This is a genomic window from Nonomuraea jabiensis (assembly GCF_014204795.1).
GTDB lineage: Bacteria > Actinomycetota > Actinomycetes > Streptosporangiales > Streptosporangiaceae > Nonomuraea > Nonomuraea jabiensis.
Map to the genome: position 1 here is coordinate 7,144,084 of NZ_JACHMB010000001.1, position 26,396 is coordinate 7,170,479.

19 protein-coding genes and 1 tRNA gene are annotated in these 26,396 nt (G+C 69.9%); 10 read left to right on the forward strand and 10 right to left on the reverse strand.

The window, feature by feature from the left end; all coding sequences use genetic code 11:
* Window positions 1–51: 51 nt before the first annotated feature.
* A tRNA-Leu gene (locus HD596_RS32660) sits at window positions 52–124 on the reverse strand.
* A 95-nt stretch (window positions 125–219) separates the two neighbouring features.
* Between HD596_RS32660 and HD596_RS32665 the strand changes: the two genes are divergently transcribed.
* The 3 genes from HD596_RS32665 (at window position 220) to HD596_RS32675 (ending at window position 3,836) form a co-directional block, all read left to right on the forward strand.
* Entirely contained in the window at window positions 220–804 is a 585-nt protein-coding gene (locus HD596_RS32665) for an ANTAR domain-containing response regulator (protein ID WP_313045350.1), read from the forward strand.
* Window positions 805–957: 153 nt separating this feature from the next.
* Window positions 958–2,301, forward strand: a complete 1,344-nt coding sequence (locus tag HD596_RS32670; RefSeq protein ID WP_185073083.1) for an ABC transporter substrate-binding protein — start codon at window positions 958–960, stop codon at window positions 2,299–2,301.
* A gap of 230 nt (window positions 2,302–2,531) precedes the next feature.
* Entirely contained in the window at window positions 2,532–3,836 is a 1,305-nt protein-coding gene (locus HD596_RS32675) for an ABC transporter substrate-binding protein (protein ID WP_185073084.1), read from the forward strand.
* 3 nt (window positions 3,837–3,839) lie between these two features.
* Here HD596_RS32675 and HD596_RS32680 read toward each other — a convergent pair whose 3' ends face one another.
* The gene (locus HD596_RS32680) at window positions 3,840–4,679 is read right to left on the reverse strand and encodes a putative periplasmic lipoprotein (RefSeq protein WP_185073085.1); all 840 of its coding nucleotides are present in this window, start codon (window positions 4,677–4,679) and stop codon (window positions 3,840–3,842) included.
* A 188-nt stretch (window positions 4,680–4,867) separates the two neighbouring features.
* Between HD596_RS32680 and HD596_RS32685 the strand changes: the two genes are divergently transcribed.
* Window positions 4,868–6,169, forward strand: a complete 1,302-nt coding sequence (locus HD596_RS32685) for an ABC transporter substrate-binding protein (RefSeq protein WP_185073086.1) — start codon at window positions 4,868–4,870, stop codon at window positions 6,167–6,169.
* Window positions 6,170–6,223: 54 nt separating this feature from the next.
* Here the strand turns inward: HD596_RS32685 and HD596_RS32690 are convergent, their stop codons facing one another.
* From HD596_RS32690 to HD596_RS32715, 6 genes are all read right to left on the reverse strand, one after another.
* On the reverse strand, window positions 6,224–6,598 hold the full coding sequence (locus HD596_RS32690) for a hypothetical protein (protein WP_185073087.1): 375 nt from the start codon (window positions 6,596–6,598) through the stop codon (window positions 6,224–6,226).
* 87 nt (window positions 6,599–6,685) lie between these two features.
* Entirely contained in the window at window positions 6,686–7,477 is a 792-nt protein-coding gene (locus HD596_RS32695; protein ID WP_185073088.1) for an ABC transporter ATP-binding protein, read from the reverse strand.
* Complete coding sequence (locus tag HD596_RS32700; RefSeq protein WP_221519622.1) at window positions 7,474–8,424, reverse strand: ABC transporter ATP-binding protein; 951 nt, start codon at window positions 8,422–8,424, stop codon at window positions 7,474–7,476. Before HD596_RS32700 ends, HD596_RS32695 begins: the two co-directional genes overlap by 4 nt.
* The gene (locus HD596_RS32705; protein ID WP_185073089.1) at window positions 8,414–9,412 is read right to left on the reverse strand and encodes a branched-chain amino acid ABC transporter permease; all 999 of its coding nucleotides are present in this window, start codon (window positions 9,410–9,412) and stop codon (window positions 8,414–8,416) included. The genes HD596_RS32700 and HD596_RS32705 overlap by 11 nt, the downstream gene beginning before the upstream one ends.
* 16 nt (window positions 9,413–9,428) lie before the next feature.
* Complete coding sequence (locus tag HD596_RS32710) at window positions 9,429–10,718, reverse strand: branched-chain amino acid ABC transporter permease (RefSeq protein WP_246555011.1); 1,290 nt, start codon at window positions 10,716–10,718, stop codon at window positions 9,429–9,431.
* 383 nt (window positions 10,719–11,101) lie between these two features.
* Window positions 11,102–11,446 (reverse strand): PaaI family thioesterase, encoded by a 345-nt coding sequence (locus HD596_RS32715; RefSeq protein WP_185078852.1) that lies wholly within the window; start codon window positions 11,444–11,446, stop codon window positions 11,102–11,104.
* Between the two features lie 131 nt (window positions 11,447–11,577).
* Here HD596_RS32715 and polA point away from each other — a divergent pair, with 131 nt between their 5' ends.
* The 5 genes from polA to HD596_RS32740 all read left to right on the forward strand — a co-directional run bounded on the left by polA (window position 11,578) and on the right by HD596_RS32740 (window position 19,582).
* Window positions 11,578–14,268 (forward strand): DNA polymerase I, encoded by a 2,691-nt coding sequence (gene polA, locus HD596_RS32720; protein WP_185073090.1) that lies wholly within the window; start codon window positions 11,578–11,580, stop codon window positions 14,266–14,268.
* A 55-nt stretch (window positions 14,269–14,323) separates the two neighbouring features.
* Entirely contained in the window at window positions 14,324–15,418 is a 1,095-nt protein-coding gene (locus HD596_RS32725) for a polysaccharide deacetylase family protein (RefSeq protein ID WP_185073091.1), read from the forward strand.
* A 192-nt stretch (window positions 15,419–15,610) separates the two neighbouring features.
* A complete protein-coding gene (rpsA, locus tag HD596_RS32730) occupies window positions 15,611–17,092 on the forward strand; it encodes a 30S ribosomal protein S1 (RefSeq protein ID WP_185073092.1) in 1,482 nt (493 codons plus the stop codon).
* A 537-nt stretch (window positions 17,093–17,629) separates the two neighbouring features.
* Window positions 17,630–19,084: an alpha/beta fold hydrolase gene (locus HD596_RS32735; RefSeq protein WP_185073093.1), complete on the forward strand. Its 1,455-nt coding sequence runs from the start codon at window positions 17,630–17,632 to the stop codon at window positions 19,082–19,084.
* A 27-nt stretch (window positions 19,085–19,111) separates the two neighbouring features.
* On the forward strand, window positions 19,112–19,582 hold the full coding sequence (locus tag HD596_RS32740) for a GNAT family N-acetyltransferase (protein ID WP_185078853.1): 471 nt from the start codon (window positions 19,112–19,114) through the stop codon (window positions 19,580–19,582).
* On the opposite strand, the gene HD596_RS32745 is transcribed toward HD596_RS32740, so the two are convergent.
* Complete coding sequence (locus tag HD596_RS32745; protein ID WP_185073094.1) at window positions 19,470–20,156, reverse strand: Clp protease N-terminal domain-containing protein; 687 nt, start codon at window positions 20,154–20,156, stop codon at window positions 19,470–19,472. The two genes, HD596_RS32740 and HD596_RS32745, sit on opposite strands and share 113 nt — an antisense overlap.
* A gap of 32 nt (window positions 20,157–20,188) precedes the next feature.
* Between HD596_RS32745 and coaE the strand changes: the two genes are divergently transcribed.
* Window positions 20,189–20,791 carry a dephospho-CoA kinase gene (gene coaE / locus HD596_RS32750; RefSeq protein ID WP_185073095.1) on the forward strand — a complete coding sequence of 201 codons (603 nt, stop codon included), beginning with the start codon at window positions 20,189–20,191 and terminating at the stop codon, window positions 20,789–20,791.
* 7 nt (window positions 20,792–20,798) lie between these two features.
* Here coaE and HD596_RS32755 read toward each other — a convergent pair whose 3' ends face one another.
* A complete protein-coding gene (locus HD596_RS32755) occupies window positions 20,799–26,366 on the reverse strand; it encodes a TIR domain-containing protein (RefSeq protein ID WP_185073096.1) in 5,568 nt (1,855 codons plus the stop codon).
* Between the last annotated feature and the right edge of the window lie 30 nt (window positions 26,367–26,396).

Here is a 26,396-nt window from a genome sequence, read left to right on the forward strand (position 1 = left end):
CACCCGGGTACGACAAAACCGCCCGGGTGAGAGAACCGGGCGGTCGGTCAGTGCCCCGGGTGGGATTCGAACCCACACTGAATGGATTTTGAGGCCATCTTCTCTGCCGTTGGAATACCGGGGCATTTCCGGACTTAGGGTGCATCCTAGCGCCGAGCTAGATCGCCTGCTGACCGCCAGCGTGGCTCTAATGTACCGGACATCGGTACTCTTCTGCTCGTGAGTACGCAGCGGCGAGTAGTGATCGCGGAAGACGAGGCCCTGATCCGCCTCGACCTCAAGGAGATGCTCCAGGAGGACGGCTACGTCGTCGTGGGCGAGGCCGGGGACGGCGAGCAGGCGATCCGGCTGGCCGCCGAGCTGAAGCCGGACCTCGTGATCCTGGACGTGAAGATGCCCGTGCTCGACGGGATCTCGGCGGCCGAGCGGATCGTGGCCGAGCGGATCGCCCCGTGCCTGATCCTGACCGCGTTCTCCCAGCGGGACCTGGTCGAGCGGGCCAGGGACGCCGGGGCGATGGCCTATCTGGTCAAGCCGTTCACGAAGGCGGATCTGGTGCCGGCGATCGAGATGGCGGTCAGCAGGCACGAGGAGATGGTGGCGCTGGCGGCCGAGGTGTCGAGCCTGTCGGAGCGGCTGGAGACCAGGAAGCTGGTGGAGCGGGCCAAGGGTCAGCTGATGACGCAGCACGGCTGGAGTGAGCCGCAGGCGTTCAGGTGGATCCAGAAGGCGTCGATGGATCGGCGGTTGAGCATGCGTGAGGTTGCTCAGATCGTTATAGACGACGCGGGCGAGCGGGGCTGAAAAACGCATATATCAAGTCTTTTGGGCCGGTGGGTTGTGGAGTGGTCACGAGTGGGCATCCAACCGGCTTCGAGTGCTTTTCGTGGGAGGTGTCCCGGCGCGTAACTGATGGGCGAACGGAAGGTCCGCTCATCTCGAACGGAGACGCTTTCGATGATCCGTATTTCCCGCGCGCCGGTCGCCGCCACAGCGATCCGCGTACCGGTGCTCGCCGCCGCCCGCTTACCGGTCGCCGTCACGGCGGCGTGCCTGGTGCTGGTCGCGTGTTCGGGCGGGGGCACGACCGCCGCCCCCGCGTCGGCGCCGTCCTCCTCGGCTCCCTCTTCGGCCGGCACCGCGAAGAAGGGGGACGGCACGCTGACGATCGGCACGGTGCTGCCGCAGACGGGTTCGCTCGCGTATCTGGGCCCGCCCATGTTCACGGGGGTGAATCTGGCGCTCAAGGAGGTGAACGAGGCGGGCGGGGTGCTGGGCAAGCCGGTCGTCAAGTACGACACCGACTCGGGTGACACGACCACGAACATCGCCTCGCAGGCGGCCGACAAGCTGCTGACGCAGAAGGTGGACGCGATCGTGGGGGCGGCGTCGTCGTCGGTGTCGGAGTCGATCATCGACAAGATCACTCGGGCGGGGGTCGTGCAGTTCTCGCCGGCGAACACGTCCGACAAGTTCACCTCGATCAACGACCGGGGGCTCTACTTCCGCACGGCGCCGCCGGACAAGCTGCAGGGCCGGGTACTGGGTGATCTGGTGGTGGCCGACGGCAACGACACGGTGGGCATCCTGGCCATGCAGGATTCGTACGGCACGGGTCTGGCCGACCAGGTGCAGAAGACGATCACCGACGGCGGCGGGGAGGTCGTGGAGCGGGTGGACTACGACCCGAAGGCGGCCGACTTCTCCGCGGACGTGGCCAAGATCAAGGCGAAGAACCCGAAGGGTATCGTGCTGATCGGGTTCGAGGAGACCGCGAAGGTCGTGGCGGAGCTGGTCAAGCAGGGCCTGACGGCGGACAAGTACAAGTGGTACATGGTGGACGGCAACATGTCGAACACCAACTTCGCCAGGGCTCCGAAGGGCACGCTCAAGGACGTCAAGGGGACGCTGCCCGGCGCGGCGGCTCCCGAGGCGTTCCAGAAGAAGCTGCTGACGGTCAATCCCAAGCTGACCGAGTTCACGTACGCGGCGGAGTCGTATGACGCGGTGACGCTGATCGCGCTGGCGGCGGAGGTGGCCAAGGACGATTCGGGGGCGGCCATCGCGGCGAAGCTGGTGGACGTGAGCAAGTCCGGGGAGAAGTGCACCGGTTTCAAGGAGTGCGTGGACCTGCTGAGGGCCGGTAAGGACATCGACTACGAGGGTGTCAGCGGGCCGGTCGACTTCAACGAGGTGGGGGATCCGTCGGTGGCGACGATCGGGGTCTACCAGTACGGCGCGGACAACAAGTTCGACGCGGCGAAGGCGGTCGAATATCGCCAGGGCAACATCGCCGGCTGAGAGGCTCCCATTACACCCCAGATCCCGAAATTTCCGGATCTGGGGTGTGGTGTGTCCTGACACGACCGTAACTCACACGAAACGTACCATTACTATCAGTGTTTGTGACATTACGAATCCGCATAAAAGCCGCGTAACAACTCCCCATCACCTGTTCGAACAGGCATGCTGAGCTCGGAAAACCCAGCGAAGGTGATCGTTCCTTCGTTGAGATAGGGGGAGTCTCTTTTATGATCCGCATTGCTCCAACGGGGCGCGTGCTGGCCGTCGCGGCCGCCGCGAGCCTGGCTCTGACGGCCTGTGGTGGTGGCGGTGGCGACACGGCCGCGAAGCAGTCCGAGTCGGCGGCCCCGTCCACGGCGGCCTCCTCGGCTCCCGCGGCGAAGGGCGACGGCACGCTGACCCTCGGCACCGTGCTGCCGCAGACGGGCTCGCTCGCGTTCCTGGGCCCGCCCGAGTTCGCCGGCGTGGACCAGGCCGTCAAGGAGATCAACGAGGCCGGCGGCGTGCTCGGCAAGCCGGTCACCAAGATCCACACGGACTCGGGTGACACGAGCACGAACATCGCCTCGCAGTCGGTGGACAAGCTGCTGGCGCAGAAGGCCGACGCCATCATCGGCGCCGCGTCCTCGTCGGTGTCGGAGTCGATCATCGACAAGATCACGGGTGCGGGCGTGGTGCAGTTCTCGCCGGCCAACACCTCCGACAAGTTCACCACGATCAGCGACAAGGGCCTGTACTTCCGTACGGCGCCGCCGGACAAGCTCCAGGGCCGCGTGCTCGGCGACCTGATCGCCGCCGACGGCAACGACACCATCGGCATCCTGGCCATGCAGGACTCCTACGGCTCCGGCCTGGCCGACCAGGTCACCAAGACCGCCGAGGAGGCCGGCGCCAGCGTCGTGGAGCGGGTCGACTACGACCCGAAGTCGGCTGACTTCTCCGCGGACGTGGCCAAGATCAAGGCCAAGAACCCGAAGGCGATCGTGCTGATCGGCTTCGAGGAGGGCGCCAAGGTCGTGGCGGAGCTGGTCAAGCAGGGCCTGACGACGGACAAGTACAAGTGGTACATGGTGGACGGCAACATGTCGAACACCAACTACCAGAAGATGCCCAAGGGCACGCTCAAGGGCGTCAAGGGCACCATCCCCGGCGCCGAGGCGCCCGAGGAGTTCCGGAAGAAGCTCGTCGAGCTCAGCCCCAAGCTGAGCGACTTCACGTACGCGGCCGAGTCGTACGACGCGGCGAACCTGATCGCCCTCGCCGCCGAGGCGGCCAAGGACGACTCCGGCGCGTCCATCGCCGCCAAGCTGCCCGAGGTCAGCAAGGGCGGCGAGAAGTGCAAGAGCTTCAAGGAGTGCGTGGACCTGCTGAAGGCCGGCAAGGACATCGACTACGACGGTCTCAGCGGCCCGGTCGAGTTCAACGACGCCGGTGACCCGGCGGTGGCCACGATCGGCGTCTACCAGTACGGCGACGACAACAAGTACCCCGGCAAGGCGCTGGAGTACCGCACCGGCAAGATCGAGGGCTGACGGTCAGCCCAGGCCACAGGTCTTCATCGCCCAGGGGATGAGGCGGTCCTGCAGCGGCTTGGGCGGCACCACGATGACCACGCGCTCCTGACCCCCGTCGATGCTGGCCCGTACGGGGAACAGGAAGGCCTTCTTGGCCTCGGCGAACGCGTGGGGGTCGCAGCGGCCGGGGGTGAGCGCGATCGGCACCTCCAGCCGCTGCCGGCCGGCGGCCAGCACGCCCAGGGGCCGGTGCTCGGGCGTGACGATGAAGTGGGTGGTCCCGCCCATGTCGGTCACGGTGACGGCGCCGTTGCCCCGCCGGGTGATCACCAGGTTGCCCCGCATGGCCTTCCCGTCGTCCTTCCACTCCGGGCCGAACTCGATGTCCGCCGCCTCCTTGATCAGGAACTCCGAGCACTCGTCGCGCAGCAGCCTGGCCAGCAGCGGGTCGGGGTGAGGGACGTTGAAGACGACCTTGCGCGGCTGCTCGGACCCGGTGCTGACGTGCGCCACGACCGTGGCCGGCTGGACCTCGGGCAGCCCCTGGGGCAGGCAGTTGGCGGGCCCGTACGTGATGCGCAGGTCCGTCCGCTCGGTCTTCTTGAGGGTGGCGTCGGTCCTTTGCGCCGGCAGGGTTCTGAAGGAAGCCGTGACGAGCTGGACGTCGGCGAAATAGACCGGAGTGTCCGTCGTATTGCGGACGGCCACTTCAAGCGCGTGCACGGGCTCGTCCGAACGCCACTGCGCCAGTGAGACGGATACGCCCGCCGGGGGCGTCACGGATGGCGTGGAAGGCCGTTCGGAGGTGCCGCAACCGGCGAGGAGGAGCACCATGGCGAGGGGGACCGTAAAGCGCTTCACTCGATGCAGATTAAGCGCGCTTGCCCAGGTCCGTAAGTTGAGGACTGATTACGACTCCGCATCCAAGTGCCGACAGTTCCCCAGTGCATCTGGTTGGAGCACGCAGCAGTTTTATACGTTTCCTGCATTCGTTCGGGAACGCTCGGCGGTGCTGACCGATCCCGGCCTGGAAATGAAGGAGACACTTCATGATCCGCATTGCTCCCGTGGGGCGGGCGCTGGCTGTCGTGGCTGCCACCAGCCTCGCCCTGACAGCCTGCGGCGGTGGCGGCGGCAACACCGCCACGCAGACGTCAGAGTCTGCCGCCGCGCCGTCGTCGTCGGCGCCCGCCGCGGCGAAGGGCGATGGCACGCTCACCATCGGTACCTTGCTGCCCCAGACCGGTTCGCTGGCCTTCCTCGGCCCGCCCGAGATCGCGGGAGTCGACGCCGCCGTCAAGGAGATCAACGAGGCCGGTGGCGTGCTCGGCAAGCCGATCACCAAGTACGACACCGACTCGGGCGACACCACCACCAACATCGCCTCGCAGTCGGTGGACAAGCTGTTGGCGCAGAAGGCCGACGCCATCATCGGCGCCGCGTCGTCGTCGGTGTCGGAGTCGGTGATCGACAAGATCACTGGTGCGGGCGTGGTGCAGTTCTCGCCGGCCAACACCTCCGACAAGTTCACCACGATCAACGACAAGGGCCTGTACTTCCGTACCTCGCCGCCCGACAAGCTGCAGGGCCGCGTGCTGGGTGACCTCGTGGTGGCCGACGGCAACGACACGGTGGGCATCCTGGCCATGCAGGACTCCTACGGCACGGGTCTGGCCGACCAGGTGCAGAAGACCGTGACCGACGGCGGTGGCGAGGTCGTGGAGCGGGTCGACTACGACCCGAAGGCGGCCGACTTCTCCGCGGACGTGGCCAAGATCAAGGCCAAGAACCCCAAGGGCATCGTGCTGATCGGGTTCGAGGAGACCGCGAAGGTCGTGGCCGAGCTGGTCAAGCAGGGCCTGCCCGCCGACAAGCACAAGTGGTACATGGTGGACGGCAACACGTCCAACACGAACTACGTGAAGATGCCCAAGGGCACGCTCGACGGCGTCAAGGGCACGATCCCGGGCGCCGCGGCCCCCGAGGAGTTCGAGAAGAAGCTCCTGGCCATCAACCCCAAGCTCCAGGACTTCAGCTACGCCCCCGAGTCCTACGACGCCGCCAACCTGATCGCGCTGGCCGCCGAGGCCGCCAAGAGCGACGCCGGCACGGACATCGCGGCCAAGCTCGCCGAGGTGAGCAAGGGCGGCGAGAAGTGCAAGAGCTTCAAGGAGTGCGTGGACCTGCTGAAGGCCGGCAAGGACATCGACTACGAGGGCGTCAGCGGCCCGGTCGAGTTCAACGAGGCCGGTGACCCGGCGGTCGCCACGATCGGCATCTACCAGTACGGCGCCAACAACAAGTACGCCACCAAGGCGCTGGAGTACCGCACCGGCAACATCGCCGGCTAGTACCGCCGCCTCACACGGAAGGGCCCGGCCGTCACGGCCGGGCCCTTCTCGTCGCTACCTGCACCCCGCCACGATCTGGTCGGCGGCCGCGCGGTACTGCTTGAGCAGCGCCACCTGCCGCTCCCGGGGCACGTCGTTCCTGGACAGCCCGGCGGTCGTGGTCTTGATCGTCTGTACGGCGCCCTTGAGCGAGTCGGGCAGCCGGTCGCCGAACTCCAGCGTGATCCCGCGCAGCTCCGCCAGGCGGCCGATCACGGCGTCCTCGAAGTATTGCCGGTCCTCCTGACCCTTCGGCTCCAGCATGAGGTCGGCGTACCCGATGGCCGAGACCACGCGGGCGCACGGGCTGTCGGTGGGGTCGCCGCCGGTGCTGTATTTGGACGCGGACGAGGCGTTGCCCTGGCAGCCGACGAGCAGGACGGGAAGCATGAGCGCGACTGTCGCTAAACGTTTCACACCGCACATTAAAGAACGGCGAAGGGGCCCACGGGAGCCCCTTCGCCGTTCTCGATCGTCTTACGCCTTGGCCAGTGTGCCGAGGTACAGCTCGATGACCTTGGGGTCGTTGGCGAGCTGCCGCCCGGTGCCGGTGTAGGCGTTGCGGCCCTGGTCGAGGACGTAGCCGCGGTGGCAGATCTGCAGGCAGCGGCGCGCGTTCTGCTCCACCATGATCACCGTCACGCCCGCCTTGTTGATCTGCTGGGCCTGGATGAACACCAGGTCCTGCAGCTTGGGCGACAGGCCCGCCGACGGCTCGTCGAGCAGGAGCACGGACGGCTCGGTCATGAGGGCCCTGGCCATCGCGACCATCTGCCGCTCACCGCCGGACAGGGAGCCGGCGCGCTGCTTGCGCCGCTCCTTGAGCGCGGGGAACAGCTCGGCCACGAACTCGAAGCGCTCCTTGAACTTCCCCGGCACCTGGAAGGCGCCCATCTCGAGGTTCTCCTCGATGGTGAGGCTGGGGAAGACGTTGTTGGTCTGCGGCACGTAGCCGACGCCGCGGGCGACCAGCGAGTGCGCCTTCATGTTCGTGATGTTCTCACCCTTGAGCAGCACGGTGCCGCTGCGGATGGTGACCAGCCCGAACATGGCCTTGAGCAGCGTCGACTTGCCGGCGCCGTTGGGGCCGATGATGCCGATCAGCTCGCCCTCTTTGACGTAGAGGTCGGAGCCGTTGAGGATGTTGACGCCCGGCAGGTAGCCGGCGATCAGCTCGTCGCACCTCAGCACGGCGTCCTTGGCGCCCTCCAGGTGGTCGCCGCGGTCGGTGACGGCCGCCTTCGACTGGGCCGGCTCAGGGACGGTCACTTCTGCGTCTCCTCTTCGATCTCGGCCTCCAGCGCCGCTTCGGCCTCGTGGAGCTGGGCCTCCAGTTCGGTCTCCGAGAGCGGCGCGTCGTGGTGGGCGCCCAGGTAGGCGTCGATCACGCGCTCGTCGGACATGATCGTCGAGGGCGGGCCCTCGGCGATGACCGCGCCCTGCGCCATGACGATCACCCAGTCGCTGATGTCGCGGACCATGTCCATGTCGTGCTCCACGAACAGCACCGTCATGCCCTGCTCGCGCAGGTCCTTGACGTGGCCGAGCAGCGACTGCGTCAGCGCCGGGTTGACCCCGGCCATGGGCTCGTCGAGCATGACCAGCTCGGGCTGGACCATGAGCGCGCGGGCCATCTCCAGCAGCTTGCGCTGGCCGCCCGACAGGGATCCGGCGAAGTCGTCGCGCTTGGCGGCGAGCTTGAACCGCTCCAGCAGCTCCTCGGCCCGCACCGTGATCTCGTCCTCCTGGCCGCGCCACAGGCTCGGGACGAGCGCGCGGAAGAAGCTCTCGCCCTTCTGCTGCTGGGCGCCCAGGCGCATGTTCTCCATGACCGTCAGCCGGGACAGCGCCTTGGTGAGCTGGAACGTGCGCACCATGCCGGCGCGGGCCACCTTGTGCGCGGGCACGCCGTTCATGGACTTGCCGTTGAACGTCCACGAGCCGGAGTCGGCCGTGTCGAACCCGGTGAGCTGGTTGAAGAACGTGGTCTTGCCGGCGCCGTTGGGGCCGATCAGCGCGGTGATGGAGCCGCGCTGGATCTCGACGTGGCCGACCTCGACCGCGGTCAGGCCGCCGAAGCGGCGCACCACGTTGTCCACCACGAGGATGGGGTCGGGCTTGGGCACGCCGGGGTCGCGCGCCAGGTCCTTGAACGCCGCCAGGGCGGCCGCCTTGCGCTCGGTGGCGCCTGCCTGGGTGTGGGTTTCAGCGTGCATCGATTGCTATCTCCCTCTTGTCACCGAAGACGCCCTGTGGCCGGAAGACGAGCAACAGGATGAGGCCAAGACCCACGATGATGTAGCGGAAAGCGCCCACCTGGTTGGTGTCCATGAACGTGATGTACCCGGCGCCGACCGCCTCGGTGAGCACGCCGTAGATGAAGACCAGCAGCACCCAGAAGATCATCGAGCCGACGACCGGGCCGAGCACCCGGGCCGCGCCGCCGAGGATGACCATGGTGTAGACGTAGAAGGTGGTCTCGGTGCCGAAGACGTCCGGCTGCACGGAGGCGAAGGCCAGGCCGTAGATGAAGCCGCCGAGCGAGCCGATGACGCCGCCCAGGATGAGCGACTGCATCTTGTACGAGAAGACGCTCTTGCCGAGGCTGCGCACGGCGTCCTCGTCCTCGCGGATGGCCTTGAGCACGCGGCCCCACGGGCTCTTCATGAGCAGGTAGACGATGCCGCAGCAGATGGCGATCAGCGCCCAGCCGACGACCAGCACCCACAGGACCCGGTGGTTGAAGAAGATCGGCACCGGGCCGAGGTTGAAGCCGTAGTCCCCCTCGGGGAACGGGTTGAGGGCGTAGAAGCCGTCGGAGAAGCCGCGCTGACCGTCGGAGCCGCCGAAGACCGACTTGAAGGCCACCGAGCGGAAGACGAGCCTGATGATCTCGGCCGCCGCGATGGTGACGATGGCCAGGTAGTCGGCGCGCAGCTGCAGCGTCGGAATGCCCATGAGGATCGCCAGCAGCACGGCGGCGAGCAGGCCGACGATGATGCCGATCCAGAACGGCAGGCCCATGACGGTGACGGTGACCGCCAGGCCGTAGCCGGCCACGCCCATGAACGCGGCCTGGCCGAAGTTGAGCAGGCCGGTGTAGCCGAAGTGGATGTTGATACCGATGGCCGCGAGGGCGTACAGCACCGTGTCCACGCCGATGGCGGACTTGAGGGTGGTGCTGATGATCGTGATCCAGTCCATTCTGATCCTCCCCCGGTCAGCCGATCCGCTCGCGGCGGCCCAGGATGCCCTGCGGCCGGACGAGGAGCACGATGATGAGTACGGCCAGCGCGCCGACGCTCTTGAGCTCCGGCGGCACCCACAGGGTGGAGACCTGGATGAACAGGCCCACCACCAGCGAGCCGACCAGCGCGCCGAACGCGGTGCCGAGGCCGCCGAGCGTCACACCGGCGAAGATGAGCAGCAGGATGTCCTGGCCCATGGTGTATTTGAGGCTCTGCGACAGGCCGAGCATGATGCCCGCCAGCGCGGCGATGGCGCCGCCCGTGGTCCAGATGATCCGGATGACCCGGTCGACGTTGATGCCGGACGAGGCCGCGAGCGCGGGGTTGTCGGCCACGGCGCGGGCCGCCTTGCCGGTGCGGGTGCGCATCAGGGCCAGGCCGACGATGATCAGGACCGCGAGCTCGATGCCCATGGCGACGAAGTTCTTGGGGGCGGCCGTGATGGGGCCGACCTGGATGCCGGGCTGGGCGGTGTACTGGGCGTAGGCCTCGTTCTGGCCGCCGAAGAAGATCAGGAACACGTACCGCAGGAAGAGCGCCACGCCGATCGAGATGATCATCATGGCGATGGTGCCGGTGCCGCGCCTGCGCAGCTGGCCCCAGAACAGGCGGTCCTGCAGGTAGCCGAGGATGCCGCCGACCACGACCGCGATGACGGCGGCCGGGATGATATGCAACCCGAAGCCCACGTTGAACGCATAGGCGAGGATCGCGCCGAGCGTGACCAGCTCGCCGTGGGCGAAGTTGGTCAGGCCGGTCGTGCCGTAGATGAGCGACAGACCGAGCGCGGCCAGGGCGATGATCAGGCCGAGGTTCAGGCCCTCGAAGGTCAGCTGCGCGGCGGTCGTCCAGAACGAGCTCTCGCCGCCGGCCTCCTGCTGCTGCTGCCCAGGGGCGCCCTTGGCCTCGAGGGCGAACAGGACCGTCGAGCAGTTGCCCTCGAAGACGGTCGGCGTGCGGACATTGTTGCCGCCACGCACCTGCGCGTTCTGCGGAAGGCTGCTGACATCCAGGGTGACCTTGTACTTACCGGCTTTGTCGACCTGAACGTCCCAAGTGCCTTGTGCGTTGCTCGTGACCTCCTTAACGGGTTGTCCGCTCTCGGTGGTCACGGCGATTTTGGCGCCGTTCACTGGCTGGCCTTGGAGTTTGAGTGTTCCCCTCAGTCCCTGGCAGTCGGCGGGCCCCGCGTGGGCGGGGCTGGCCAGCAGGAAGATGAGTCCACTCAGGAAGGCCGTGAACGCGATCACGGCTCTGCGCAATGGTGCTCCCTCAAGTAGGTCAAGGCGGGGTTGTGCCCCTCCATCTCGACACGCGCGCATCGCAGGCACAACTGGGATGCTGTGGCGGGAGCTTATTCTGGTGGCGCCCGGTTCAGTATCGTTCGTCACCAATTAGTGACATGTGTGTGTCGGTGATGTGAGCAAACAACAAGCCAGGTCAGGGGCTAAATCGCCCTAGACGCCTGGCGGCTTGCTGAACGAATCCATAACGATCGCCGTAAAACGTGGACGAGCCCGCGTGGCGACCTTTGGGGCCGTGTAGGGCTTCCCCGGCCGCACACGTTTTCTACTGGGTCGCCCCGCGGGCTCGCGTTCGGACCACCGTATGACGTACGGGCGCGGCGCGCAAAGGGACAGGAGTTTCACCTGTCGCGGAGCATGCAAGTGAGACGAGAGGTGCAGACGAGTTTGCCCTGTTCGTCGGTGATCTCGATGTGGTACGTCGCCAGCGTCCGGCCGCCGTGCAGCCTGGTCGCCACGCCCGTGACGTGTCCGGCGGTCGCCGAGCGGTGGTGGGTGGCGTTGATCTCGATGCCCACGGCGATGCGCTCGGGGCCCGCGTGGATGGCGGCCGCCACCGAGCCCAGCGTCTCGGCCAGCACCGCCGAGGCCCCGCCGTGCAGCAGGCCGTAGGGCTGGGTGTTGCCCTCGACCGGCATGCGGCCCACGACCCGCTCGGGGCCGGCCTCGAGGAACTCGATGCCCATGCGGTCGGCCAGCGTGCCCTCGTGCACGGCGCCGAGCACCGAGAAGTCCAGGGGGTTGGTCTGCGTCAAAGGGACGTCTCCACTCTTCCGAGCTCAGGTTTTCTGTCGCAGACGCAGACTAGGCTGCGTGTGTGCCGAAGAGTGAAGTGACCCCCAGCCGCCCGCGCCTCTTGCTGCTTGACGGGCATTCCCTGGCCTATCGCGCTTTTTACGCGCTCAAGGACGCCAACCTGATGACCACCGATGGTCAGCACACCGAGGCGGTCTACGGGTTCACCTCGATGCTGACCAATGTCCTGCGCGACGAGCAGCCGACCCACGTGGCGGTCGCCTTCGACAGGTCGGAGCCGACGTTCCGCCACGAGGCCTACTCCGAGTACAAGGCCAACCGGAGCGAGACGCCGGAGGACTTCCGCGGTCAGATGCAGCTCATCTTCGAGCTGCTCGACATCCTGCGCATCCCGCGCCTGTCCAAGGCGGGCTTCGAGGCCGACGACCTCATCGCCACGCTGGCCACCCGCGCGCACGGGGAGGGCATGGACGTGCTGATCGTCACCGGCGACCGCGACGCGCTGCAGCTGGTCAACGAGCACGTCACCGTCCTGATGACCCGGCGCGGCATCAGCGACATGACCAGGTTCACGCCCGAGGCCGTGGTGGAGAAGTACGGCCTGACGCCGGAGCAGTACCCCGACTTCGCGGCCCTGCGCGGCGACCCCAGCGACAACCTCCTGAGCATCCCGAGCGTGGGCGAGAAGACCGCCGCCAAGTGGGTGCGCGAGTTCGGCTCGCTGACCGCGCTGGTCGACCGGGTCGACGAGGTCAAGGGCAAGGTCGGCGACAAGCTGCGCGAGCACGTCGCCCAGGTGCTGATGAACCGGCGCCTCACCGAGCTGCTGCGCGACGTCCCGCTCGACGTCGACCTCGGCGACCTCACGCAGGGCTCCTGGGACCGCGAGGAGATCAACAAGCTGTTCGACTCCCTGCAGATCCGCGGCGAGCTGCGCGAGCGCGTCTTCAAGGTGCTCGGCACCGGCGAGCAGGAGCCCGAGCAGGGCTTCGAGGTCGAGACCGTGCTGCTCGGCCCCGACCGGGTGGCCGGCTGGCTGTCGGCGATGCCCGCGGGCCGGGCCGGGCTGGCCTTCAAGGGCGCCTACGGCAGCGGCACCGGCCGCATCGACGCCATCGCCATCGCCTCGCCCGACGGCACCGCCGCCCACATCGACCCCGTCAAGCTCACCGAGGCCGACGAGGCGGCCCTGCGGGCCTGGCTGGGCGACGAGAGCAGGCCCAAGGCCGTCCACGACGCCAAGGGGCCCATCCTGGCGCTCTGGGCGCAGGGCCTGGAGCTGCGCGGCCTGAGCTGCGACACCGCGCTGGCGGCCTACCTGGCGATGCCGGGGCAGCGCACGTTCGCGCTCGAGGACCTCGCCCGGCGCTACCTCCACCGCGACCTGCGGGCCGAGGAGGAGTCCACGGGGCAGGCCGCGCTGTTCGGCGACGACGAGGATGCCCCGGCCAAGGACCTCGCGCTGCGCGCCCACGCCGTGCGCGAGCTGGCCGACTCCCTGGAGACCTTCCTGGCCGGGCGCGGCGGCACCCAGCTCCTGGCCGACGTCGAGCTGCCCCTGCTGACCGTGCTGGCCGAGCTGGAGCGGGCGGGCATCGCCGTCGACGGCCAATACTTCGCGGGCCTGGAGGCAGAGTTCGGGGCCGCGGTCAAGCACGCCGTGGAGGAGGCCCACCGCTCCGTCGGCGAGCAGTTCAACCTGGGCTCGCCCAAGCAGCTGCAGGAGATCCTCTTCGTCCGGCTCAACCTCCCCAAGACGAAGAAGATCAAGACCGGCTACAGCACCGACGCCGACCAGCTCGCCTGGCTGGCCACGCAGACCGAGCACGAGCTGCCGACGATCATGCTGCGCCACCGCGACCAGCAGAAGCTGCGCACCACCGTCGAGGGCCTGATCAAGGAGATCTCCGACGACGGGCGCATCCACACCACGTTCAACCAGATCATCGCCGCCACCGGCCGGCTGTCCTCCGAGAAGCCCAACCTGCAGAACATCCCGATCCGCACCGCCGAGGGCCGCCGCATCCGGCAGGGCTTCGTGGTCGGCGAGGGCTACGAGACGCTGCTGACGGCCGACTACAGCCAGATCGAGCTGCGCATCATGGCCCACCTGTCGGCCGACGAGTCGCTGATCGCGGCCTTCGAGTCGGGCCACGACTTCCACCAGGCCACCGCCGCGCGCGTGTTCGACCTGCCGCCCGAGCAGATCGACGGCGAGCTGCGGGCCCGCATCAAGGCCATGAACTACGGCCTGGCCTACGGCCTGTCCGACTTCGGGCTGTCCGGCCAGCTCAACATCCCGGTCGCGGAGGCGCGGGCGCTCAAGGAGGAATACTTCACCGAGTTCGGCGGCGTGCGCGACTTCCTGCAGGCCATCGTCCAGCAGGCGCGCACCGACGGCTACACCGAGACGATCATGGGCCGCCGCCGCTACCTGCCCGACCTCACCAGCGACAACCGCCAGCGCCGCGAGATGGCCGAGCGGATGGCGCTCAACGCCCCCATCCAGGGCTCGGCCGCCGACATCATCAAGGTCGCCATGCTCAACGTCCACCAGGCCATCCGCGAGGAGAAGCTGGCCTCCCGGATGCTGCTGCAGGTCCACGACGAGCTGGTCTTCGAGGTCGCGCCAGGGGAGCTGGAGCAGCTCAAGCAGCTCGTGTGCGACCAGATGAACGCCGCCTACCACCTGCGCGTCCCGCTGGAGGTCTCCGTCGGCGTCGGGCGTACATGGGAGGACGCCGGGCACTGACTGATCGTCTCCTTCGATAACCTGGAGCAAACTTCACTAGGCGGCCAGGAGCTCTGTGCGGATTTCAGCGTCCCTCACGCGGATCATCGGCATCGCCAACGTGGTGGTGGTAACGGTGGCCGTCGTCGGCCTGAGCCTCTTACCGTCCGAGCAGCGCCCCCACGCCCGGCCGAAGGACGTGGCCAAGGTCCAGGGCAGCGTCGCACCGCCGAGCCAGGCGCCGGTGGGCGAGCCGCCCGGGGTCGTGGCCACGCCCGAGTTCGCCCGGCAGGTGCACGCCAACGAGGCCGGGCTGGTGCCGGTCCTGATGTACCACCGGATCCTCGCCAAGCGCCTGGCCTCGATCGACAGGACGCCCGACCAGCTCAGGAAAGAGCTGGAGAAGCTGGCCGAGCAGGGCTACGTGCCGATCACCGCCAGAGACTTCGCCACCGGCGACATCAAGGTGCCGGCGGGGAAGTTCCCGGTCGTGCTGACGTTCGACGACGGGCACCCGAGCCACTTCGCGCTCGACGCGAACGGCAACCCCAAGGCCGGCACGGCCGTGGCCGTCCTCCAGGAAGTGGCCAGGAAATATCCGGGGTTCCGGCCGGTCGCCACCTTCTGGATCAACAAGGAGCCGTTCGGGCTGACCGACCGGGAGTCCCAGGCGGCCGCCGTCAAGTGGCTGGTCGACCACGGGTACGAGGTGGCCAACCACACCTGGAACCACCCCAACCTGCGCGTGCTGCGCAAGAAGAAGGTCCGCGAGCAGATCGTCCGGCTCGAACGCCTGCTCAAGAAGCTCGGCGTGCCGCCGTCGCGGACGATGGCCCTGCCCTTCGGGTCGATGCCCCGGCCGAAGAAGCTCGCCCGTACCGGGACTTGGGACGGCACCCGGTATGATTTCGCCGGCGTGTTCCTCGCGGGTGCGGAGCCGTCGCTTTCGCCTTACGCGAAAAAATTCGACCGGGGAGCCATCCAGCGCATCCAGAGCAACGGCAAGAAGGGCGAGTGCCGCAAGTGGTGCTCGCAGTACTGGCTGGAATGGCTGGACAAGCACCCTGGCGAGCGCTATGTCTCCGACGGCGACCCGGCCCGCATCTCCATACCGGAGAAACTGCGAGGTAAAATCGACGCCAAGCGCGGACTGCAGGTCATCGCGTATTGATTGCTCCCCGGATTGACCCCGTGGCGATGGTCTCATATGCTGATCGCTGCGCTGTGGGCTCGCGCGCGCCTCAGACGGAGCGGGCTCGCGCTCGGTCACGTCGATGTCGTAATTCCTCGGCTTGATGCGGAAGAGGGCCTGCCGCGCATCCGCCACATCGACATCCTGTCCGCGTTCGGAGCAATTCCACACATGACGTCCAGCACTGAGGCCACCTCGAGCACCCCGCAGGTAGCGGTCAACGACATCGGGTCCGAGGAAGCCTTCCTCGCGGCGATCGACGAGACCATCAAGTACTTCAACGACGGCGACATCGTCGAGGGCACCGTCGTCAAGGTCGATCGAGACGAGGTTCTTCTCGATATCGGCTACAAGACCGAGGGTGTCATCCCCTCGCGCGAGCTTTCCATCAAGCACGATGTCGACCCAGCTGACGTCGTGGAAGTCGGAGAGCACGTCGAAGCCCTGGTTCTCCAGAAGGAGGACAAAGAGGGCCGCCTGATCCTGTCCAAGAAGCGCGCGCAGTACGAGCGCGCCTGGGGCACGATCGAGAAGATCAAGGACGAGGACGGCATCGTCACCGGCACCGTCATCGAGGTCGTCAAGGGTGGTCTCATCCTCGACATCGGCCTGCGAGGCTTCCTGCCGGCGTCCCTGGTGGAGATGCGCCGCGTTCGCGACCTGCAGCCGTATGTCGGCCGCGAGCTCGAGGCCAAGATCATCGAGCTCGACAAGAACCGCAACAACGTGGTTCTGTCGCGCCGTGCCTGGCTCGAGCAGACGCAGTCCGAGGTTCGCCAGACGTTCCTCAACACCCTCCAGAAGGGTCAGGTCCGCAAGGGCGTCGTCTCCTCGATCGTCAACTTCGGCGCCTTCGTCGACCTCGGTGGGGTCGACGGCCTGGTGCACGTGTCCGAGCTGTCCTGGAAGCACATCGACCACCCCTCCGAGGTTGTCGAGGTCGGCCAGGAGGTCACGGTCGAGGTCCTCGACGTCGACATGGAGCGCGAGCGCGTCTCCCTGTCGCTCAAGGCGACCCAGGAAGACCCGTGGCAGCAGTTCGCCCGCACCCACCAGATCGGCCAGGTCGTGCCGGGCCGCGTCACCAAGCTGGTGCCGTTCGGCGCGTTCGTCCGGGTCGAGGAGGGCATCGAGGGCCTGGTCCACATCTCCGAGCTGGCCGAGCGCCACGTGGAGATCCCGGAGCAGGTCGTCCAGGTCGGCGACGAGATCTTCGTGAAGATCATCGACATCGACCTCGACCGTCGCCGCATCAGCCTCTCGCTGAAGCAGGCCAACGAGGGCGTCGGGGCCGAGGTCGAGTTCGACCCGACCCTGTACGGCATGGCGGCCACGTACGACGACCAGGGCAACTACATCTACCCCGAGGGCTTCGACCCGGAGACCGGGGAGTGGCTCGAGGGCTTCGACAAGCAGCGTGAGGAGTGGGAGCGGCAGTACGCCGAGGCCCAGCAGCGCTTCGAGGCTCACCGCAAGCAGATCGAGGAGGCCCGCAAGGCCGAGGCGGAGGCCGGCGAGGCCGCTCCCTCGTCCTACAGCGGCGAGACGCAGGCTCCGGCCGGCGCCTCCTCCTCGGCCCCGGCCGGTGGCGCCCTCGCCTCGGACGAGGCGCTCGCGGCCCTGCGCGAGAAGCTCGCGGGCGGCCAGAGCTGACCCTCGGGTCCGGCTGAGGCACAGCCTTAACTCCGGAAGGCCCCGTACCGTTCGCGGTGCGGGGCCTTCCGCCTGCCTGCCCCACGCCGAGGGTTTGCGCCCGGCTTGGGCGCGCCCGGCTGTCCGTGCGCACGGCTGCCGAGGACCGGGGGAGAGGTGCTGGGCGTCCGGGCGGGGGTCCTGAGACGCCGTGGGCGCCACCTGCGCGTCGCGGCACCCGTGCGGTGGGATGACACCGGGGCCCGCGGCGCGCCGCTCGCACCGTGCCGCAGAGGCCCGCACGGGGGTGTCGCAGCCGTGCCGTTGGGGTGCGGAGCCGAAGGCGGGCGCGTGGGGCGGGGGGTGAGCGGCCTGCCCGACAACCACGCTGTGGGTGTGTGGCGTGGGGCTTTTCGGGCGAGTTGGTGCGGGGGTCGGAGATTTTACCTTGGGTGTTGGCGAGCCCCCCGCCCGCGACGATCGGCGCTGACAGACTGACCTGCGCTGTTGACACCACGATCGATTCCCAGGGGCGACACATTGGGCATGGTTCAGCGGGTGATCATCCTTGCCTCGGCCGCGCTGGCGGTCGCGGCCACCGCTTCGCCGGCGGTCAAGGGCGCGGCCGTTCCCCAGTGGCAGGACTGCGGCGACGGGTTGCAGTGCGCCAAGTTGTCCGTGCCCGTCGACTGGGCCAGGCCGCACGGCCCCCGTACCGAGATCGACCTGGCGCGGATGCCCGCGCAGGACCCGCAGCACAGCCGTGGCTTCCTGGTGGTGAACACCGGCGCGGCCTCCACCGTCCAGGGCGTGCGCGCCCAGCCGGAGGGCGTGAGCGAGCTGACCCGGTGGTTCGACGTGGTGCTCGTCGAGTCGCGCGGGGCCGGCGACCGGGGGAGCGCGGCCGCCGTCCAGTGCGCGGTGGCGCGGCCCGACCCGCTGCGCCTCGTCCTCGCCCAGGGACGGGCCGGCTGGCGCGCCTACGCCCGCGACAACGCCGCCTACGACAGCAGCTGCCGCGCCGCCGCCGGACCCGCCTACGACGGGCTCACGTCCTGGCAGGTCGCCCACGACCTCGACGCTCTGCGTGCCGAGCTGGGGGAGCCCCGGCTGCGGTACTTCGGCTCCTCTTACGGGGCCGTGTACGGGCAGGCGTACCTGGAGCTGTTCCCGCACCACGTCGGGCGGATGTACCTGGAAGGCGGGCCCGACCACACCGAGCCCGACCTGGCACAGCGGCTGACCGCCCAGGCGCGGGCGGCCGAGGCGCAGCTGTTCTCCTTCCGCGACTGGTGCCGCCGGCACTTCGGGTGCCCGCTCGCCACCGCCGACGCCGTGAAGGTCTACGACGCCCTGAGCCGCCGCACGCCCCTGCACGCGGGCCCCGGGCGTACGGTGAGCGCCCGGCGCCTCGCGACGTCCGTCCACGCCGGGCTGGCCCCGGGACGGTGGCCGGAACTGGCCCGGGCCATGTCCGAGGCCAGGGAGGGCGATGCGACCAAGCTGGCGGCGATGGCTTCCCAGGCAGGGGAGGGCGCCGGGGCCAGCCTGAGCGCCGTGAGCACGCCCGAGAGCGTGTCGGGAGCCATGCTGTGCCACGACTTCATGCCGGCCGTCCTCGGTTACCGGCGCTTCCTCGCGATCGAGACGCGCCTGCGCGAGGTGGCGCCGCGCCTGGGATGGGTGAGCGGCCGGTACGAGGTCGCGCGGTGCCTGGGCATCCCGAGGAAGGGCGCCCCGAGCTGGCCCCCGCACGTTCCGGACCCGCGCCACGGCCCCACGGTCCTGGTCGGGATCGGCCGGCTGGACACCGGCGCCCGGCCCGTGGGCGACATCCCCGGGGCGGTCGTGCTGTCGCACGGCGACGGGCGCGACGCGTACCTGCTCCAGGGGGTCAGCCGGCTCCGCGCCACCTGCCTGCGCACGCACGTGCACGACTACCTCGTCAACGGGACGCTGCCTCGGGAGGGCACCGACTGCCCCGGCGAGCTCACGGCGGGCATGTATCCGTGAGGAGCGAACGGTAGGGTGCTGCCCGTGCTGATCGAACGGGCGACCACGGCGGACGCGGGCGAGATCCTCACCGTGCAGCGGGCGGCCTACGTGAGCGAGGCCCAGCTGTACGGCGACCCCTATATCCCGCCGCTCATCGAGTCGCTGGAGCAGATCCGCAAGGTCATCGAGGGCGCCGTCGTGCTCAAGGCGCTCGACGCCGGCCGCGTGATCGGGGCGGTGCGCGGGCAGGTGTCCGGCACGACCTGCCTGGTCGGCCGCCTGGTCGTGGCGCCCGACCACCAGGGCCGGGGCATCGGCACGGCGCTGCTGACGGCCCTGCACGAGGCGGTGCCGGAGGCGGCGGCGTTCGACCTGTTCACAGGGCACCTGTCGGAGGCCAACCTCAAGCTCTACCGCCGCCTGGGCTACCGGGAGACGAGCCGGGAGCGGATGGACGATCATCTGACGCTGATCCACCTGCGTATGCGGCCAGATCGATCCCTTCCTCAGCCGTGATCATGACGCGGCCCAGGTCGTCGTCCACCCAGTTCCATCCCCAGCGCCACTCCGAGCCCGCCGGATGCTCGGCGTTGAGCCGGTCGAGCACGCCCTGGAGGGCGGCGGCGGGCACGATGACCTGGTGGCGGCCCCGCCACGGCACATGCACGGGCGGCTCGACCGGCGGCGTCCGGACCCCGTGCGCGCGCAGCGCCGCGGCCACCGCCGCCGGGTCCACCCCGAACAGGTGCAGCGGCGTCGGTCCCCGGTCCTCCTCGACGTCGTAGGCCAGGGCCATGAGCCAGTGCTCCGGCTCCGCCTGCCGGTGGCCCGCGGCCAGCGCCAGGCCGGTCGCGATGCCATACAGCTTGTAGAAGGCGGGGTTGGCGAAGCCGCCCGCCCCGTGCGCGGGCCTGGCGTGGTGCGGCAGGCAGGCGAGCGCCCGCTCGCGGTCCAGCCCCGCCTCGGCCAGCACCCGCGCGGCCAGGGAGTCGCCGGCCAGCAGGGCGAGCACGACGTGTTGCGGCCCGACCCAGTCGTCCCCGACGGCCGCGGCCTGCTCGTGCGCGGCCCGTACGATCGTCGTCTTCATGTCTACGATGATGACCCCGTAGGCTTTTTCCCGTGTTGAAGACTGGGCTCACAGGCGGTATCGGATCGGGCAAGAGCGAGGTGTCGAAGCGGCTGGCGGCCAAGGGCGCCGTCGTGATCGACGCCGACAGGATCGCCCGCGAGGTGGTCGAGCCGGGCACGCCGGGGCTGGCCAGGGTGGTGGCCGCGTTCGGGGAGGGCGTGCTGCGCTCCGACGGCGCGCTCGACAGGGAGAAGCTCGGCTCCATCGTCTTCGCCGACCCTGAGCGGCTGGCCGCGCTCAACTCGATCGTCCACCCGCTGGTGGGGGAGCGGGTGGCGGAGCTGCAGAGCCGGGCGGCCGACGACGCGATCACCGTCTACGACGTGCCGCTGCTGGCGGAGAACCACCTGGCCCCCATGTACGACGTGGTCATCGTCGTCGACGCGGCCGACGAGACCCGCATCCGGCGCCTGGCCGAGCACCGGGGCATGCCGGAGGCCGACGCCAAGGCCCGCATCGCCGCCCAGGCCGCCCGCGAGGAGCGGCTGGCGGTGGCCGACATCGTGATCCTCAACGAGGGCTCGCTGGCCGAGCTGGACGCCCGGGTGGAGGAGGTCTGGGAGGAGCTGACGCGGCGCGCCGCCCGCGGCTGACCCGTGCTCAGAAGGGCGAGTCGAGCGGCACCTGCCGCACGCCCGGCAGGTAGGGGTCGAGCTCGCCCAGCTCGAACCGGGACATCCCGATCACGTGCCAGAACTGCCCGGCCGGCTCGCCGTGGACCTTGTAGCGCCCGTCGGGCGCCAGCGCCGCCCACCCCTCGGCCAGCCCGAGCAGGGTGGCCCGCCGCTCGCCGCCCTCCCAGAGGATCACCACGCCGTCGTCGCCCGCGCTGGCCAGCAGGTCGGCGACCGGGCTGAAGGCCACCGACCACACCCGGCGGGCGTGCCCGGCCAGCGTGTGCCGCGGCCGCCCGGTCGCGGTGTCCCAGACGCGCACCACCAGGTCGTCGCCGCCCGTGGCCAGGCGCTCGCCCGTCGCGTCGAACGCCACGCTCCACAGCCGCCCCTCGTGCCAGAGCTCGTGCACCAGCCGCGGCTGCCACGGCTGTCCGGGGCGCAGCTCCCACACCATGGCCCGGCCGTCGTTGCCGGCGCTGGCCAGGTGGCGGCCGTCGGGGGAGAAGACCACCGAGTAGACCCGGTCGGTGTGGCCCTTGAGCGTGGCGACCCGGCCGCCGGAGGCCACGTGCCACAGGCGCACCAGGCGGTCGTCGCAGCCCGTGGCCACGTACTCGCCGTCGGGGCTGAAGGCGATCGAGCGCACCCGTCCGCGGTGGTCGGCCAGGTGGCCCGCCAGCCGCCCGGTCGGGCGGTACCAGATCTTGACGCTGTCGTCGTCGTTGGCCGTGGCCAGCAGCAGGCCGTCGGGGCTGAACGCCTCGGCCCAGACGTGGTCGGTCTCGGCGCTCAGCTCGCGCTCGTAGTCGCCGGTGACGGCGTTCCAGAAGTGCACGCCGCCGTCGTTGCTGGAGGTGGCCAGCACGGGCCCGGCGGGGGAGAACAGGGCCGAGATGAGCCGGTCGGCCGTGCCGGTGAACTCCCGCAGCCGCCGTCCCGTGCGCGGCTCCCACACGCGTACGACGCCGTCGTTGCCGCTGGTCGCCAGCATCGAGCCGTCGGCGCTGAACCGGGCGGACGAGATGCGCCGACCGTGGCCGCGCAGCACCCGCTGGCACTTGCCCGAGCCCGGGTCCCACAGGCGCACGGTGCCGTCGTTGCTGCTGGTGGCGATCTGCTGGCCGTCGGGGCGGAACGCGAACGGCCAGACCGAGCTGCGGTGGCCCGTCAGCTCGACCCGCCGGCCGCCGCCGACCTGCTGGAGCCGGAGCACGCCGCCGGAGTCGCCGCTGGCCAGCGCCTGCCCGTCGGGGCTGAAGGTCACCTGGTAGACGGCCGCCGCGTGCGTGGTGTGCACGCCCCGGGACTCGCCCGACGCCTCCCACAGGCGTACGGCGCCCGCCGTGTCGCCGGTGGCCAGCAGCGAGCCGTCCGGCGAGAACGCCACGCAGTAGACGCTGCCCGCGTGGCCGCTCAGCACGTGCAGCGGCCGCCACGTGGCGGTGTCCCACAGCCTGACGGTGCCCGCCTCGTCGCCGGTGGCCAGCAGGCGGCGGTCCGGGCTGTGCACGGCGCGGTAGACGCTGCCGCGATGCCCGTCGAGCGTCTCCTTCACCTGCCCGGACGTCAGGTCCCAGACGCGTACGACGCCGGCCGCGTCGCCCGTCACCAGCACCGAGTGGCCGAACGAGGCCGTGTAGATGGGCGCCTGGTGCCCTTCGAGCGCGTGCGCGAGCTGCCCGGTGGCCGTGTCCCACACGCGTACGATGCCGTCGCCGCCCCCGGCCGCCACCAGGTCGCCGGACGGGCTGAGGCGTACCGGCCAGACGCCGTCGGCGTGGCCCTTGAGCGCGTGCAGGCACTCGCCGGTGAGGGAGTCCCACAGCAGGACGGCTCCGTCGCTCGCGCCCGTGGCCAGCAGGTCGCGGGCGCGGGCGAACGTGACCGCGTAGACGCGGCCCCGGTGCCCCTGCAGCGTGCGCACGGGGGCGCCGCCGACGCAGAGCAGCACGCCGCCGTCCTCGTTGCCGATCGCGATCGTGGAGCCGTCGGGGCTGTAGGCGATGGGCTCGGGCAGGCGGCTGGTCTGGAAGTGGTAGCCGTACGGGACGCCGATGCCGGCCGGGGCGAACTCGACCTCCACCGGCTGGCCCGGCACCACCGCCGCGCCGGGCAGGTGGGGCAGCGTGCCGGTCACGTTGATCAGCGAGGCGCGGTGCCAGCGGGCGCCCTCGACGGCCGCGTCGCTCAGGTCCACCCGCGCCAGCCGCGCCCCCGACAGGTCGGCGCCGGTCAGGTCGGCCCCGGTCAGCGCGGCGCCGTCGAGCCGCGCCCCGGTCAGCCTGGCCTCGCGCAGGGTGGCCCTGGACAGGTTGGTGCCGGCCAGGGTGGTCTCGGACAGGTCGGCGCCGGTGAGGTCGACGTCGCTCAGGTCCCTGGCCGACAGGTCCTCGCCCTTGAGGTTCGCGCCGCGCAGGTCGGCCCGGGCCGGCGTGCGCAGCCTGGCCGAGATCTTGACCGCGTTCGCCCTGGACACGTCGTCGCCCGGCGGGTCGGCCGCCCACGCGTGCAGCGTCCGCACGTCGGCCAGGTCGCACAGGAACTCCACCGTCAGCGCCGACAGCGGCCTGCGCGACAGCAGCGCGAAGTTGTCGAGGGCGATGTGGCGGGCGATCAGCCACTCCATCACGGACGCGTGGATGAACCCGAACATCCCGTCCTCGGTCCGCACCAGCAGGCTGCCCGAGCCCATCCGGTAGGCCGCGTGCGCCGCCGACAGCTGCCCGTCGGACAGGTCCGTCAGCGTCTCGCCGATCTCGGTCAGCTCGTCCACGCCCAGCAGCGACTCGCCGGTGTCCCACAGCCGCATGGCCAGCGCGGTCACCGCCTGCCACAGCTCGTCGACGGTCAACGCCGTGGCCGAGCCGGGGATCCTGGCCCGCCGCTCCTCGAAGGCCAGCCAGGAGCTGAGGATCTCGTCGTACAGCAGCGCGGGGCTGAGGGTGTGGCGGGCGCCCGCCACCGTACGCAGCCGGTCGGCGTCGAGGTCGGCGATGAAGGTCAGCATGCGCGGGTTCTGGGCCAGCGCCAGCAGGTCCTTGATCTCGCCCATCAGCGACATGCGCGCGCTGGCCTCGTCGCCGTCGTCGAACCGGTTGGCCAGGTAGGAGCGGATCTGGTCGTGCGTGAAGTCCTCCACGCTGAGCACCCGCCGCTGCGGCAGCACCCCCACCATCTCGCCGAGCGAGGTCAGCACCTGGCTGTGCGACTTGAAGTGCTGCGTACGGCTGGCGACCACGATCTTGGCCTTGTCCTCGGCCGCCGCCAGCAGCGTGGCCAGGTGATCGGCCGCCCGGTCGAACGTCAGCCGGGTCACCAGCTCGTCGAAGCCGTCGAACAGCAGCACGATGCGCCCCTGCCTGAGCAGGTAGCGGAACGCCTTGAGGTCGATGAACTCCTCGCCGTGCCCGGCCAGATGGGCCGCCACCAGCGCGTCCACGGAGTGCGCCTTGTCCAGGGCGCGCAGCTCGATCAGGATCGGCGTCAGGTGCGGCAGCTCGGCCGGGATGCGCCGGGCCAGCTCCCGCAGCGCGAACGTCTTGCCGTGGCCGAAGTCGCCGAGCAGCAGCAGGAACCTGCCGTGGTCGGTGGCCAGCAGCCGCATCAGCTCGTCGGTCAGGCCGTGCTTGACCTGGCCGCCCGGGCGGTCGAGCTCGCGGTAGCGCTGCGGCACGTACAGGTCGGGCGGGTAGCGGCGGTCGGTGGTCAGCCTGGCCGTCTGCTCGGCGACGTAGCCGGTCAGGTCGAGCAGCCCCTGGAACTCGGTGAAGGTGCGCAGCCGCACCCCCTTGCGCATGAGGTCGTCGCGGACCGCCCGGGAGGCGGGCGGGCCCTGGTAGACCAGCTCGGCGGCCAGGCCGGTGGCGTGCGCCTGGCGGACGAAGCCGTCGGCGGTGCTCTCGGTCAGCTCGCCCACGTGCGCGCCGATCATCGTCTGGCGGACGAAACCGTCCTCCGGGTGGGTGACCACGAGGTGCGCGTCGAACCGGCGGATCCTGGCCCGCTCGTGCCTGGCCTCGCAGACCTCGGCGATCCGGTCGAGCAGCAGCTCGATCGGGCTCGGCGCGCGCTCGTCCGGCTTGGGCGCGGGCGGCTCGGGGGCCGGGCTCTCGCCGGTGAAGGTGGCCCGCACGGCCTTCCACCGGTACGGGACCGGCTCGGGCTCGTCGGCGTCGGGCCGCCAGATCCGCAGGCCCTCAGGGGTGATCTCGACCACCTGGTGCCGCCCGGAGCGCGGGGCGGCGATCATGCCCTCGGCGCGGTGAGCGGACCCGCCGTGGAAGAGCAGGTTGAGCCGGTGGGCCAGCAGCCGCTCGAACGTGGGCGCGTCCCGCAGCTCGCCCGGCGGATGCCCGATCGCGCCCAGCCGCAGCCACGCGCCCTCCTCGTACGGCCGCAGCCGCTCGGCGAACCAGGCCGCCTGCGCCTCCCCGAGCTGCGCGTACGCGTCCCGTTCGAGATGGCTCATCGCCATCGTCGAGTTGAGCCCCGCCACGACCACCTTCAGATCGGGCACCTCGAACAGCGTCCACGGCTGCCCGCCATCGAACACGCGGTCGTCCAGCCCCTGGTACACCTCGCCGAACAGCCCGGCGAAGTGCCGCCACTTGGGCCAGTAGGGCGGCTGCGGGCTCACGTCGTCGGCCTCGCAGGTCATGAAGTACGCGCTGGCGGCGGCCTTGGTCACGTCACGCGGCCCGGGCAGCAGGATCAGCCGGTGCTGCTCCAGCCCGATCAGCAGCCGCAGGTCGGTCACGAACCGCGTCGCCTGCCCGAACTGCCCCAGGCTGCCCGACTCTGTCAGGTCGCCGGTGACCAGCATGAGGTCGGGACGCGGCATGCCCCGGTCGTACATGGCGGTCAGGTCCGCCCAGATGCGCGCCTGCATGTCCTCGGGCGTGAACGGCTCTCCCGGATCGGGCAGCGCCCTGCCGAACCTGGGCCCGCCGATGTGCAGCACGCTGATCGACTCGCGCCCCCGGTCGGTGCTCACCGTCGGGGGGAACTTCGGCGCCGCCACCGGCGTGCGCCGCGCCCTGGCCCGTTCGCCCGGCGGCGGCAGCGTCGGGACGGGCACCGGCACCCTGGAGCCGTCGGGGAACGCGGGCGCCGCCGCCGGCTTGGCCCGGCCCGCCAGCGCCTCCCGCACCCGGCCCAGCAGCAGCGCCCTGGCCTGCCCGGGGTCGGTGACGCCCAGCAGGTCGACCCAGGTGATCGTGGACAGCAGGCCCTCGAGCTGGACGTCCTCCAGCCTGATCGTGACGAGCTTGTTGGAGGGGTTGTCGGGGTCGGCCCGCAGCGCGGCCTGCCACTCCATCCGGCCGTAGCGGGAGGTCAGGTAGTTGCGCGAGAGCACGGCCACGACCAGCTGCGCCTCGCTGACCCCGCGGTCCATGAAGTCGATGAAGTTCGTGCCCGGCACGAAGTCCCACTCCTGGATCATGGTCCGGTAGCCGGCGGCCTCGAGCTCCCAGGCTATCCAGGTGGCCCACGCCGTGTCGGCCGGGGAGTAGCTGACGAAGATCTCGGTCGGCCTGCCGTCACGCGCCATGAGCCCAGTATCCCCTGTGGGGGCGCGGGT

What these genes read in the sequence shown, in the direction of transcription:
- rpsA (WP_185073092.1), top strand. Translation starts at nt 15,611, where the DNA reads ATGACGTCCAGCACTGAGGCCACCTCGAGCACCCCGCAGGTAGCGGTC.
- HD596_RS32685 (WP_185073086.1), top strand. Translation starts at nt 4,868, where the DNA reads ATGATCCGCATTGCTCCCGTGGGGCGGGCGCTGGCTGTCGTGGCTGCC.
- HD596_RS32755 (WP_185073096.1), bottom strand. Translation starts at nt 26,366, where the DNA reads ATGGCGCGTGACGGCAGGCCGACCGAGATCTTCGTCAGCTACTCCCCG.
- HD596_RS32700 (WP_221519622.1), bottom strand. Translation starts at nt 8,424, where the DNA reads ATGCACGCTGAAACCCACACCCAGGCAGGCGCCACCGAGCGCAAGGCG.
- HD596_RS32745 (WP_185073094.1), bottom strand. Translation starts at nt 20,156, where the DNA reads ATGAAGACGACGATCGTACGGGCCGCGCACGAGCAGGCCGCGGCCGTC.
- HD596_RS32705 (WP_185073089.1), bottom strand. Translation starts at nt 9,412, where the DNA reads ATGGACTGGATCACGATCATCAGCACCACCCTCAAGTCCGCCATCGGC.
- HD596_RS32690 (WP_185073087.1), bottom strand. Translation starts at nt 6,598, where the DNA reads ATGCTTCCCGTCCTGCTCGTCGGCTGCCAGGGCAACGCCTCGTCCGCG.
- HD596_RS32670 (WP_185073083.1), top strand. Translation starts at nt 958, where the DNA reads ATGATCCGTATTTCCCGCGCGCCGGTCGCCGCCACAGCGATCCGCGTA.
- HD596_RS32715 (WP_185078852.1), bottom strand. Translation starts at nt 11,446, where the DNA reads ATGGGCATCGAGTTCCTCGAGGCCGGCCCCGAGCGGGTCGTGGGCCGC.
- HD596_RS32675 (WP_185073084.1), top strand. Translation starts at nt 2,532, where the DNA reads ATGATCCGCATTGCTCCAACGGGGCGCGTGCTGGCCGTCGCGGCCGCC.